The 11,528-nt window shown below is 60.6% G+C and carries 12 protein-coding genes; 6 read left to right on the top strand and 6 right to left on the bottom strand.

Annotated elements, in window-relative coordinates; translation table 11 throughout:
* Position 1: 1 nt before the first annotated feature.
* Genes dapF through GSM73_RS22730 form a run of 4 tightly spaced genes read left to right on the top strand, consistent with a single transcriptional unit; the run spans position 2 to position 3,171 of the window.
* On the top strand, positions 2-832 hold the full coding sequence (dapF, locus tag GSM73_RS22715) for a diaminopimelate epimerase (protein ID WP_047226134.1): 831 nt from the start codon (positions 2-4) through the stop codon (positions 830-832).
* Between the two features lie 13 nt (positions 833-845).
* Positions 846-1,568, top strand: coding sequence for a DUF484 family protein (locus GSM73_RS22720; RefSeq protein WP_047226135.1), 723 nt, complete (start codon positions 846-848; stop codon positions 1,566-1,568).
* Positions 1,569-1,570: 2 nt separating this feature from the next.
* Positions 1,571-2,470 (top strand): tyrosine recombinase XerC, encoded by a 900-nt coding sequence (gene xerC / locus GSM73_RS22725; RefSeq protein ID WP_160893907.1) that lies wholly within the window; start codon positions 1,571-1,573, stop codon positions 2,468-2,470.
* Complete coding sequence (locus GSM73_RS22730; RefSeq protein WP_160893873.1) at positions 2,467-3,171, top strand: HAD family hydrolase; 705 nt, start codon at positions 2,467-2,469, stop codon at positions 3,169-3,171. Before xerC ends, GSM73_RS22730 begins: the two co-directional genes overlap by 4 nt.
* Before the next feature lie 130 nt (positions 3,172-3,301).
* Here GSM73_RS22730 and sutA read toward each other — a convergent pair whose 3' ends face one another.
* The 4 genes from sutA to glnK all read right to left on the bottom strand — a co-directional run bounded on the left by sutA (position 3,302) and on the right by glnK (position 6,064).
* Positions 3,302-3,625: a transcriptional regulator SutA gene (sutA, locus tag GSM73_RS22735; RefSeq protein ID WP_014340827.1), complete on the bottom strand. Its 324-nt coding sequence runs from the start codon at positions 3,623-3,625 to the stop codon at positions 3,302-3,304.
* 101 nt (positions 3,626-3,726) lie between these two features.
* Positions 3,727-4,152, bottom strand: coding sequence for a secondary thiamine-phosphate synthase enzyme YjbQ (locus tag GSM73_RS22740; RefSeq protein ID WP_047226195.1), 426 nt, complete (start codon positions 4,150-4,152; stop codon positions 3,727-3,729).
* Between the two features lie 214 nt (positions 4,153-4,366).
* A complete protein-coding gene (locus GSM73_RS22745) occupies positions 4,367-5,692 on the bottom strand; it encodes an ammonium transporter (RefSeq protein WP_047226138.1) in 1,326 nt (441 codons plus the stop codon).
* 33 nt (positions 5,693-5,725) lie between these two features.
* Entirely contained in the window at positions 5,726-6,064 is a 339-nt protein-coding gene (glnK, locus tag GSM73_RS22750; RefSeq protein ID WP_002555808.1) for a P-II family nitrogen regulator, read from the bottom strand.
* 412 nt (positions 6,065-6,476) lie between these two features.
* Here glnK and GSM73_RS22755 point away from each other — a divergent pair, with 412 nt between their 5' ends.
* On the top strand, positions 6,477-6,737 hold the full coding sequence (locus GSM73_RS22755; RefSeq protein WP_160893875.1) for an accessory factor UbiK family protein: 261 nt from the start codon (positions 6,477-6,479) through the stop codon (positions 6,735-6,737).
* A gap of 86 nt (positions 6,738-6,823) precedes the next feature.
* Here GSM73_RS22755 and GSM73_RS22760 read toward each other — a convergent pair whose 3' ends face one another.
* The gene (locus GSM73_RS22760) at positions 6,824-8,101 is read right to left on the bottom strand and encodes a sensor histidine kinase (RefSeq protein ID WP_160893877.1); all 1,278 of its coding nucleotides are present in this window, start codon (positions 8,099-8,101) and stop codon (positions 6,824-6,826) included.
* A 276-nt stretch (positions 8,102-8,377) separates the two neighbouring features.
* On the opposite strand from GSM73_RS22760, the gene GSM73_RS22765 reads away from it, so the two are divergent.
* Positions 8,378-9,871, top strand: a complete 1,494-nt coding sequence (locus tag GSM73_RS22765; protein WP_047226141.1) for a YifB family Mg chelatase-like AAA ATPase — start codon at positions 8,378-8,380, stop codon at positions 9,869-9,871.
* Between the two features lie 6 nt (positions 9,872-9,877).
* On the opposite strand, the gene GSM73_RS22770 is transcribed toward GSM73_RS22765, so the two are convergent.
* Positions 9,878-11,092 (bottom strand): aldose 1-epimerase family protein, encoded by a 1,215-nt coding sequence (locus tag GSM73_RS22770; protein ID WP_160893879.1) that lies wholly within the window; start codon positions 11,090-11,092, stop codon positions 9,878-9,880.
* Positions 11,093-11,528: the final 436 nt, after the last annotated feature.

Consider the following 11,528-nt stretch of genomic DNA (forward strand, 5'->3'; position numbering starts at 1 on the left):
CATGCTGCTGCGTTTTACCAAGATGCACGGCCTGGGCAACGACTTCATGGTCCTCGACCTGGTCAGCCAGCACGCGCACATTCTGCCCAAGCATGCCAAACAATGGGGCGACCGGCACACCGGTATCGGTTTCGACCAGTTGCTGATCGTCGAGGCGCCCAACAACCCGGACGTGGACTTCCGTTACCGGATCTTCAACGCCGATGGTTCGGAAGTCGAGCAGTGCGGCAACGGCGCCCGCTGCTTCGCCCGATTCGTGCTGGACAAGCGCCTGACCGCCAAACGGCAGATTCGCGTCGAGACTAAAAGCGGCATCATCGAACTGGATGTGCGCAACGACGGCCAGATCGGCGTCAACATGGGCGCCCCGCGCCTGGCACCGAAGGACATTCCGTTCGAAGCGCCGGCCCAGGCCTTGAGCTATCAGTTGGAGGTCGACGGCACCACGGTGGAACTGGCGGCAGTATCCATGGGCAACCCCCATGCCGTCTTGCGAGTCAGCGATATCAACAGCGCGCCAGTGCATGAGCTGGGGCCGAAGATCGAAAATCATCCGCGCTTCCCCGCGCGGGTGAATGTCGGTTTCCTGCAGGTCATCGATCGCCACCGTGCGCAATTGCGCGTCTGGGAACGCGGTGCCGGGGAAACCCAGGCGTGCGGCACCGGCGCCTGCGCGGCGGCAGTCGCCGCGATCAGTCAGGGATGGATGGATTCGCCTTTACTGATCGACCTGCCCGGTGGACGCTTGTCCATCGAATGGGCAGGCCCCGGCCAACCGGTGCTGATGACCGGCCCGGCAGTACGCGTATACGAAGGACAAGTTCGTCTTTGAGTGAGTCAAACCCATGACCGACAAGCCACAGGTTCCAGCCCCGCAGCCCGACGAATCCCCCAGCCATCCGGACGCCGCAGCCGTGGCCGCGTACCTGGAGGCTCACCCGGACTTCTTCGTCGAGCATGAAGAACTGCTGGCGACGATGCGCATCCCCCACCGCCGCGGCGACACGGTGTCGCTGGTCGAGCATCAGATGAAGATTCTGCGCGAGCGCAACATCGAAATGCGCCATCGTCTTTCGCACCTGATGGACGTAGCCCGGGATAACGATCGGCTCTTCGACAAGACCCGTCGCTTGATCCTGGCGCTCATGGATGCCAACACCCTCGAAGACCTGGTGATGAGTGTCGAAGACAGTCTGCGCCAGGATTTCCAGGTGCCTTTTGTCAGCCTGATCCTCTTTGGCGATAACGCCATGCCAGTGGGGCGCTGGGTAACCCACGCCGATGCACAGACAGCCATCGGCGGCTTGCTCACGGAGAACAAGAGCGTCAGCGGCAGCCTGCGCGAACATGAGCTGGACTTCCTCTTCGGCGAAGAACAGCGCAAGCAGATCGGCTCCACCGCTGTCGTCGCCATCGCCCACCAGGGCGTACATGGCGTGCTGGCCATTGCCAGTCGTGATCCGCAACACTACAAAAGCTCGGTGGGCACGTTGTTTTTAAGCTACATCGCCGAAGTCACCGGCCGGGTCCTGCCGCGCATGACTGGTTCACTGCGCTCGGTACGCTGATGATGGAACGGCAGCTGGACGCCTACTGCGAACACCTGCGCAGTGAGCGCCAGGTGTCGCCCCACACGCTGTCGGCCTATCGCCGCGACCTGGAAAAAGTGTTGGCCTGGTGCCAGAAGCAAAACATCGGCAGTTGGGCAGCCTTGGACATCCAGCGCCTGCGCAGCCTGGTCGCCCGCCTTCATCAACAAGGGCAATCTTCCCGCAGCCTGGCGCGACTGTTGTCAGCAGTGCGAGGCCTGTACCACTACCTCAACCGCGAAGGGCTGTGCGATCACGACCCCGCCACCGGCCTGGCACCGCCCAAGGGCGAACGCCGGCTGCCCAAGACCCTGGACACCGACCGGGCCCTGCAATTGCTGGAAGGCGCCGTCGAGGATGACTTCCTGGCGCGACGGGACCAGGCGATTCTCGAATTATTCTATTCCTCCGGCCTGCGGCTTTCCGAACTGACGGGGCTTAACCTGGATCAACTGGACCTGGCCGATGGCATGGTCCAGGTGCTGGGCAAGGGCAGCAAGACACGTTTGCTGCCCGTTGGCCGCAAAGCCCGTGAGGCCCTGGAGCTGTGGCTGCCGTTGCGGGCGCTGACCAACCCGGCCGACGACGCGGTATTTGTCAGCCAGCAAGGCCGGCGTCTCGGCCCGCGGGCGATCCAGGTGCGGGTCAAGGCCGCCGGTGAACGCGAACTGGGACAGAACCTGCATCCCCACATGCTCAGGCATTCCTTCGCCAGCCATCTGCTGGAGTCTTCCCAGGACCTGCGCGCCGTCCAGGAACTGCTCGGCCACTCCGACATCAAGACCACCCAGATCTATACCCACCTGGACTTCCAGCACCTGGCAACGGTCTATGACAGTGCCCACCCAAGGGCCAAACGAATCAAGGGCAACGAATCATGACCATCGAGCTCATCACTTTCGACCTCGACGACACCCTATGGGACACCGCCCCGGTGATCGCCAGTGCCGAGGCCGTCTTACGCCGGTGGCTGACCGACAACGCCCCGAACCTGGGCAGCGTGCCGGTGGAGCATCTTTTTACCATTCGCGAGCAAGTGTTGCGCGAGGAGCCCGGCCTGAAGCACCGCATCAGCGCACTGCGCCGACGAGTGCTGTTCCGTGCCTTGCAGGACGCCGGTTATGACCAGTGGCAAGCCTCGGAGCTGGCGGACGAAGCGTTCGAAACATTCCTGCACGCCCGTCACCAACTGCAAATCTTTCCCGAGGTGCAGCCTACCCTGGAAATTCTGGCCAACCATTTCGCCCTCGGCGTGGTCACCAATGGCAACGCCGATGTACGTCGCCTGGGACTGGCGGATTATTTCAAGTTCGCCCTGTGCGCCGAGGACATCGGCATCGCCAAGCCTGACGCCCGGCTGTTCCACGAAGCCTTGCAACGCGGCGGCGCCACGGCGCAAACCGCCGTGCACATTGGCGATCATCCGGGTGACGACATCGCCGGCGCCCAACAGGCCGGCTTGCGGGCAATCTGGTTCAATCCGACGGGTAAAACCTGGGATGCCGAGCATGTACCGGATGCAGAGATTCGCAGCCTGACCGAGCTGCCGGGGTTGCTGGCGGGGTGGCATAGCCAACCCTGAACCGCCTGTTTTGTGGCCACAAGAACTCAAATTGTGGGAGCGAGCCGCGGCGCCTGGCCTGAAGATTTTTATAGCCCATGAAAAAGCCCGCAGCGACGGCGGGCTTTTTCAGCAAGCAAGAAGCAGATGCTCAGATCGGGCGGCTGCCGTACTTGTTGTCCGGTTTCTTGGGCGGATCCGCAACAACGTTGGCCTCCACTTCCTGCACTTTACCGCCTCGGGCCAGGAACTCCTCCATGGCCTTGGCGAGCGCATCACGCTCCTTGTTCTTGGCCTCTACGCTCGGCAACTCGTCGACCGAAACCGCCGCCTTGGCCTTGCCTTTGGCGGTTGGCGCCGGTACATCGGCCCCATCGTCGTCGGCGACGTCTTCAGCCGCCGCTTCCAGGCCTTCTTCGGTCTCGTCTTCGTCACCTACTTCGAGGTCGTCGTTTTCCAGATCATCGTCGCTCATGTTCTACCTCATGACTTGCGAAAAGCAGATTAGTTATAGCCCAGCTTCGCCGTCTGTCGAAGGCTGCCAGAAAAAATTCAACATCCGCCGGCAATCAGCGGTTACTCCCCATCACCGTACAAAGTGGCGAGGACTTTACGAGCACCGCCATGATCACGGTGCTCGCCCAGATAAACACCTTGCCAGGTACCCAATGCCAACCGTCCCGCCGTGACCGGCAGGCTAAGCTGACACCCCAGCACGCTGGCCTTGAAGTGCGCCGGGAGGTCGTCCAGGCCTTCGTCGTTGTGCTCATAATCGGCGGTTCCTTGTGGGATCAGCCGATTGAAAAATCGTTCGAAGTCTCGACGCACCGCCGGATCGGCGTTCTCGTTGATGGTCAACGAGGCCGAGGTATGCTGCAGCCACAGATGCAACAGACCGACACGACATGCCCGGAGTTCAGGCAGGCCGGCGAGCAACTCGTCCGTTACCAGATGAAAGCCCCGAGGCCTTGCCCGCAGGGTTATCAGCGTCTGTTGCCACATACAGATCTCCGCACGTTCGGCGCGCATTCTAGCGCGCTCTGGGAAAAAACAAAGGGCCTAATACGCCTGCTTTGGTGTAAGCCGATGGCGGTAGAAAAACCCATGTCGCGTACATAACAAAAGACGTCGGAAAAACCGGTACATCCTGTGAGCAATGACAAACTCCAGACAAAAAAATGCCCGGCGAACCGGGCATTTTTTTTATTGCGTGTACTTACAGATTGTAGCCACGCTCGTTGTGCTGGGCCAGGTCCAGGCCGACCGCTTCTTCTTCCTCGGAGACACGCAGACCCATGACGGCGTCCAGGACCTTGAGAATGATGAAGGTGACGATCGCGGTGTAGATCACCGTGAAGCCTACACCCTTGAGCTGAATCCACACTTGCGCGCCGATATCAGTCACGGTGCCGAAGCCACCCAGGGCCGGCGCTGCGAACACACCGGTCAGGATCGCGCCCAGGATACCGCCGATGCCGTGCACGCCGAAGGCGTCCAGGGAGTCGTCATAGCCCATTTTGCGCTTGAGGGTAGTGGCGCAGAAGAAGCACACCACACCCGCCGCCAAGCCGATGACCAGGGCGCCCATCGGGCCCACGGTGCCGGCAGCCGGAGTAATCGCCACCAGACCCGCCACCACACCCGAGGCAATGCCCAGTGCGCTTGGCTTACCGTGGGTGATCCACTCGGCGAACATCCAGCCCAACGCCGCAGCAGCGGTTGCAATCTGGGTAACCAGCATTGCCATACCGGCGGTGCCGTTGGCCGCGATGGCGGAACCGGCGTTGAAGCCGAACCAGCCTACCCACAGCATGGCCGCACCCATCAAGGTGTAACCCAGGTTATGCGGTGCCATCGGGGTAGTCGGGAAGCCCTTGCGCTTACCCAGTACCAGGCACGCCACCAGGCCAGCAATACCGGCGTTGATGTGCACCACGGTGCCGCCAGCGAAGTCCAGCACACCCCAGTCCCACATCAGGCCGCCGTTGCCGGACCAGACCATGTGCGCAATCGGTGCATACACCAGGGTGAACCACACGGCCATGAAGATCAGCATGGCGGAGAACTTCATCCGCTCGGCGAACGCGCCGACGATCAGGGCCGGGGTGATGATGGCGAACGTCATCTGGAAGGTGATGAACACCGCTTCAGGGAACAGGCCAGTCAGGCTACTAGGCGTGAGGCCCGCCAGGAATGCCTTGTTCAGACCGCCGACGAACGAATTGAAGTTGACGACGCCCTGCTCCATCCCCGTGGTGTCGAACGCAATGCTGTAGCCATAAATGACCCACAGGATGCTGATCAGACCGGTAATGGCAAAGCATTGCATCATCACGGAAAGAATGTTTTTCGACCGAACCATACCGCCGTAGAACAGCGCCAGGCCGGGAATAGTCATGAACAGTACAAGAATTGTGGCAGTGAGCATCCAGGCAGTGTCGCCGGAGTTCAGGACTGGGGCTGCCGCTTCTTCTGCCATGGCCAGGCCAGGCGTTACGAAGGACAACAGGGCTCCTAGCCCTGCGAATTTACGCAGAGTCATATTGTTTTCTCCTGGGGCGTTGGGTTTGGCGGCTTAGATAGCGTCGGTATCGGTTTCGCCGGTACGGATGCGAATAGCCTGTTCCAGATTGACCACAAATATCTTGCCGTCACCAATCTTGCCGGTATTGGCGGCCTTGGTGATCGCCTCGATAACCCGGTCCAGATCCTTGTCGTCAATGGCGACATCGATCTTCACCTTGGGCAGGAAATCAACCACGTATTCCGCGCCGCGATACAGCTCGGTGTGACCTTTCTGCCGACCGAAGCCTTTGACCTCAGTAACGGTAATGCCCTGCACGCCGATTTCGGACAGCGACTCGCGCACGTCGTCCAACTTGAACGGCTTGATGATGGCAGTGACTAGCTTCATGAAACTTTCTCCCGAATTGGTGGACTTGCCCCAGGAAAACAAACCCGACTCAAGTCTAAGCGCAGTGCCTGGCTTTGTAACGCATCGTCGGCCCAAGTTGCCCGACCGGTGCCAGCTAACCACTCTGACGAAGCTCCCCGCCTCGCCGGCTGCACTGCATTCGTCACAGCGACTGCATCAGTGCATGGGTCATCAGCCACTAAGCAGAAACCTTGCCATCTGTGCCCAAACCTTCTGATTTCAGTCTCTTACCCACTGTGCCGGCTCGCGCCGCACCCCGAACAGGAACAATACGCACAACAACAGTGCGGCGATGCCCGGTCCAGTGCGCGAAAAGCGTGCACTCCTTGCTCGCCAATTGAATATAGACGCTGCGTGATACACTGCCCTCATCGTTTTCAGGACACCTGCCATGCTTGCGCCCAAAGACCTCCTCGACGCCCTCAGCGGCCACGCCTCCCGCCTGTTGAGCGGCGACACACCCCTGCCCAAAAGCGAAATCGAAAGCCAGTTCAAGGCCCTGCTACAAAGCGGGTTCAGCAAGCTGGATCTGGTCAGCCGGGAAGAATTCGACAGTCAGATGGTCGTACTGGCCCGGACCCGGGCGCGGTTGGAGAGCCTGGAGGCGAAAGTGGCGGAGTTGGAGGCGAAGATAAATCCTCCTACCAAATAAAATCCCCAGCAGGAGCTGCTGAAAGCTGCGATTTTTTGTCTCGCTCCCCTGCAACGCTTTTTTGCCGAGACCTCAAGCCGACTAGGTCAGCCACTCGCGGCTCGCTGAGATTGACCTTGGGCCAGCGCAAGCGGCAACTCCAGGGTAAAGAGCGCGCCCTTGCCCGGCCCCGCGCTCTGCACTGTCAGCTCGCCGCCCATCTCGTGCGCAGCCAGAATGCAACTGTGCAGGCCAAAGCCGTGACCGTCGGCACGCGTCGTAAAACCATGCTCGAACACCCGGTTGAGATTGTCCCTGGAGATACCCTCGCCGTTGTCCTCGACCTCGATCCGCACACGCTTGTCGTCAGTGGCCTTCAGACGCAGGGTAATGCGCGACGGTCGATCCGCCACCGAATCAAGCGCCTGCTTGGCGTTGTTGATTAGATTGATCAGTATTTGCAGCACCTTGTGCTTGTCCAGCGACATCATCGGAATATCGGCGAGTTCCTTGATCAGCGTCACATGATGACGCGCCAGGGACACATCGCAGATGCGCACCACATCCTCGATCAGCTCTCGCAGCGAACCCGGCTCCAGCACGCTGGAGTTACCGGCATAGGACTGCTGGGTGGCGACGATTTCCTTGATATGGTCGATGCTCTTGGTCAGCTGCACCAACTCATCGATCATGCTCCGCTGCTCGGCTGCCAGGGCTTCGGCCAACTTGCCAAGATAGCCGGGTAGCGCGCGACCTTTCGGATCGCTGCTGATAAAGGCGCCGAGATCATCGGAATGCTCCTTCATCAATTCAGCAACCCTGATCACCCCCTGCCCCTTGGATGCGTGCACTTTCTCGTACAAGAGTCGGGCTGACACATTGACGCTATTGAGTACATTGCCCACGTTGTGCAGCACATTGGTGGCGATTTCCGCCATACCGGCCCGGCGCGCGGTAGTGACCAGTTCGGCCTGCGCCTCACGCAACTCGTCATTGACCCTGGCCAGTTGCTGCGGGCTGGGGATCTTAAGGGCCGCAGGCACTAGCCGAACCAGCAGGATGGCAGTAATCACCGAGGCGATAGCAGTGATTACCTTAACCAGCGCCGACAGCCAATAGTAGGGCTGCCAGATAGTCAGGATTTCCATCACATGGCTGGTCCCGCAGGCCAGGATGAACACACCAAAAGCCGTCAGCATCCAGTCAAAAGGCACGTCTTTGCGCTTGTGGATAAAGTACAGAAGGGTGAAGGGGATGGAGATGTAGGACAGGGTGATCAAGCCATCGGCAATGACATTGGTCCACAGCAAATCCGGTCGCCACATATAGCAATGCCCATGGGGTATAAAGCGCTTGTCGGTTAACAGAGCCAGCAGATCGTTCATGGGCCACTCACTCCCTGTGCCGTAGATGCCGATTGGACAAATCGGAGTCTAGCAGGGGCTGGGGCGGTCATTTCGAAGGCTCCGTGAAACGACCGCAGAGCCCTGCTGAACGAACGCGCGCCCTATCGCCATCGTGTTCGCGGGGGTGATCGGCCATTAGTAACCGCAACATCCTGGCAAAATTTTCGCCTTCGATTGCCCCACCGAAAGCCTATCCCACGACTAACCTTCAAGAGCCGCAGGACGCGGCCCCTTATTCACTCAAGGAACGATTGCATGTCGCTCGCCATTGTCCATAGCCGCGCCCAGGTGGGGGTGGAGGCTCCTGCCGTTACCGTTGAAGTCCATCTGGCCAATGGCTTGCCATCACTGACGATGGTCGGCTTGCCTGAAGCGGCGGTGAAGGAAAGCAAGGACAGGGTGCGCAGCGCGATCATCAATTCGGGCCTGAATTTCCCGGCGCGGCGCATCACGCTGAACCTGGCGCCGGCGGATCTGCCCAAGGACGGCGGGCGGTTCGACCTGGCGATTGCCCTGGGGATCCTGGCGGCCAGCGTACAGGTGCCGACCCTGATGCTGGACGATGTGGAATGTCTCGGGGAGTTGGCGTTGTCCGGCGCGGTGCGCCCGGTGCGCGGTGTGTTGCCCGCGGCGCTGGCGGCGCGCAAGGCCGGGCGTACACTGCTGGTGCCGCGAGCGAATGCCGAGGAAGCCTGTCTGGCATCGGGGCTGAAGGTGATCGCGGTGGATCATCTGCTCGAAGCGGTAGCCCACTTCAATGGCCATACCCCGGTGGTGCCTTATGTTTCCAACGGGCTACTCTCGGCGAGCAAGCCCTATCCTGACCTGAATGAAGTACAAGGCCAGGTCGGGGCCAAGCGCGCATTGCTGATCGCCGCTGCGGGAGCCCATAACCTGTTGTTCAGCGGACCACCAGGCACCGGCAAGACACTGCTCGCAAGCCGTTTACCGGGGTTGTTGCCGCCACTGGCTGAAAGTGAAGCCCTGGAGGTCGCCGCGATTCAGTCGGTCGCCAGTTGCGTACCGTTGAGCCATTGGCCGCAGCGCCCGTTTCGTCAACCGCATCACTCGGCGTCCGGCCCGGCGCTGGTGGGTGGCGGCTCAAAGCCGCAACCGGGAGAGATCACCCTCGCCCACCATGGCGTGCTGTTTCTCGATGAACTGCCGGAGTTCGACCGCAAGGTTCTTGAGGTCTTGAGGGAGCCGCTGGAATCGGGCCACATCGTGGTTTCGCGCGCTCGTGACCGGGTGCGCTTTCCGGCGCGTTTCCAGTTGGTGGCGGCGATGAATCCCTGCCCCTGTGGATACCTTGGCGAGACCAGTGGCCGATGCTCGTGTACGCCGGACATGGTGCAGCGCTACCGCAATAAACTCTCCGGCCCCTTACTGGACCGCATCGACCTGCACCTGACCGTCGCCCGGGAAGCCACGGCGTTGAGCCCCAAAAGCGAATCCGGTGCGGATACGGCTACCGTAGCCGAGCAAGTGGCCGAGGCCCGCGAACGCCAGCAAAAGCGCCAGGGCTGTGCCAACGCGTTCCTGGATCTGCCGGGTTTGCGTCGGCATTGCAAGTTATCCACAACCGATGAAACCTGGCTGGAAACCGCCTGCGAACGACTGACCCTGTCGCTGCGAGCCGCCCACCGCCTGCTCAAAGTCGCCCGTACGCTAGCGGACCTCGAGCAAGCGGATCGAATCAGTCGGGAGCACTTGGCCGAAGCATTGCAGTACCGGCCCGCCACGCCCTGATGGGCATCATGGCTTGCTCAGGTCCACCAGCGGCGTATTTCGTACTTCGGTTTCCTGGGCGCCCTGGATTTCATCGATACGTTTGAGGGCTTTATCCACGGCACCTTTGTCCGCCAACAGGCTGTAGTGGATCTGGAACTGCTTCTGCTCTTTTGGCGCGATGGTGGGCACCAGGCCCAGTGGCCGTTGATACCGGCGGTTATAGGAAAAACTGGTGCCCGGCTCCAACCCGGTCACGTAACCCTGACCTTGGGTATCAGTGTTTTTCCACAAGGAGAACACGGGGAGCGTGCCGGTGTTGAAGCCCACTGATACACCGAGGCTACCGGCCTTGTTGTGCAGCACGGTGAGGGTGTCGCCCTTGGCATCGGCATAAGGCACGACGTTGTAGACGGTTTCGTCGTAGTCCTTGGTTGGCCCTCGGTAGGTTTGCCAATCCGCCAGATCGCTCTTGGCCTTGTCGTTGAACGGCGAGACCTGCTTGACCGGCGCCGCGAAGCGAGCCCCCTGCTCCAGGAACGGTGTACTGAAATTGCTGTGGTAAAGCGCTTGGTATTCCTTCGGATAGTCGCCGTTGTTGGTCAGCGTGTCCTTGAGTGCGAAGCTCACGCTGCCGGGCTCGGTCAGCAGTTCGGTTTGTACCGAGAAATCGACTTTCTTGAAGGCTTGTTCCTTCAGCTCGCCCCGCAGAGTAATCGCATAGGGCGGTTTTTCATCGATGTGCAGCGTCACTTTGTTGGCCGGGATGTTGGCGGCGCGGCCATGCAGCGTCAGCAGCTCGCCGTTGTCCATGCCGGGATGGCCGACCCATTCGTAGCCACAGCGGGTCACCAGCTCGTTGAAGCCTTCGAGCCAGCCCAGTCCACCGCGACCATTGAGTTCGATGAACGACGGATTGACCACTTCCTTGACCGGCGAATCCCAGCCCATACGCACTTCACCGACCGAGGCCTGCAGCACGTTCATGCCCCGTGTTGGGACGACCGAGAGCTTCATCGTGCCGTTGTCGATATCGACGATGCTGACGCCTTCCTGCCGACCGCCATGCAGGGTGCGCATTGTCACGGAAAACGGCTTGTCGGTTTTCACGCCTAGCTGCTGGCTGGTGATTTTCCAGGGCTGAGCGGCTTTATCGGTGTCGAGCAGGACGTAATCCCAGGCCATGGCGTGGGACGTAGCGCCCAGGGCGCTGAGGGCAATGACAAGTTTGAGCGGAGTCATAAGGGCAGCCTTTTCTTGGAGTTGTGCGGTTTTTATAGACTTGAAGAAACGTTTCAGCAAGCTTAAAAACAGCGATAACCTTGAAAACCGCAAACGCCCGTTCGCCGCCAAGCCTCTGTGGGAGCGAGCCTGCTCGCGATAGCGGTGGGTCAGTGGCGGGAATGTCGGCTATGCCGACGCCTTCGCGAGCAAGCTCGCTCCCACACTGATCGGGGGCTGGCCGCAAAATCTTCGTTCGCCGCCAAGTCCCTGTGGGAGCGAGCTGCTCGCGATAGCGGTGGGTCAGTGGCGGGGATGTTGGCTATGCCGACGCCTTCGCGAGCAAGCTCGCTCCCACACTGATCGGGGGATGGCCGCAAAACCTTCGTTCGCCGCCAAGCCCCTGTGGGAGCGAGCCTGAACTGGTCAAGTAATTCTGGACACCAGTTAAGGTTTC

Source organism: Pseudomonas sp. PICF6 (genome assembly GCF_009831705.1).
In the GTDB taxonomy this organism is placed as follows: Bacteria; Pseudomonadota; Gammaproteobacteria; order Pseudomonadales; family Pseudomonadaceae; genus Aquipseudomonas; species Aquipseudomonas rhizophila.

Excerpts from the sequence above, each read along its gene's own strand:
- GSM73_RS22760 (WP_160893877.1), bottom strand. The coding sequence starts at position 8,101 with ATGAACGATCTGCTGGCTCTGTTAACCGACAAGCGCTTTATACCCCAT.
- GSM73_RS22765 (WP_047226141.1), top strand. The coding sequence starts at position 8,378 with ATGTCGCTCGCCATTGTCCATAGCCGCGCCCAGGTGGGGGTGGAGGCT.
- GSM73_RS22770 (WP_160893879.1), bottom strand. The coding sequence starts at position 11,092 with ATGACTCCGCTCAAACTTGTCATTGCCCTCAGCGCCCTGGGCGCTACG.
- GSM73_RS22720 (WP_047226135.1), top strand. The coding sequence starts at position 846 with ATGACCGACAAGCCACAGGTTCCAGCCCCGCAGCCCGACGAATCCCCC.
- sutA (WP_014340827.1), bottom strand. The coding sequence starts at position 3,625 with ATGAGCGACGATGATCTGGAAAACGACGACCTCGAAGTAGGTGACGAA.
- glnK (WP_002555808.1), bottom strand. The coding sequence starts at position 6,064 with ATGAAGCTAGTCACTGCCATCATCAAGCCGTTCAAGTTGGACGACGTG.
- GSM73_RS22755 (WP_160893875.1), top strand. The coding sequence starts at position 6,477 with ATGCTTGCGCCCAAAGACCTCCTCGACGCCCTCAGCGGCCACGCCTCC.
- dapF (WP_047226134.1), top strand. The coding sequence starts at position 2 with ATGCTGCTGCGTTTTACCAAGATGCACGGCCTGGGCAACGACTTCATG.
- GSM73_RS22730 (WP_160893873.1), top strand. The coding sequence starts at position 2,467 with ATGACCATCGAGCTCATCACTTTCGACCTCGACGACACCCTATGGGAC.
- GSM73_RS22745 (WP_047226138.1), bottom strand. The coding sequence starts at position 5,692 with ATGACTCTGCGTAAATTCGCAGGGCTAGGAGCCCTGTTGTCCTTCGTA.
- GSM73_RS22740 (WP_047226195.1), bottom strand. The coding sequence starts at position 4,152 with ATGTGGCAACAGACGCTGATAACCCTGCGGGCAAGGCCTCGGGGCTTT.
- xerC (WP_160893907.1), top strand. The coding sequence starts at position 1,571 with ATGGAACGGCAGCTGGACGCCTACTGCGAACACCTGCGCAGTGAGCGC.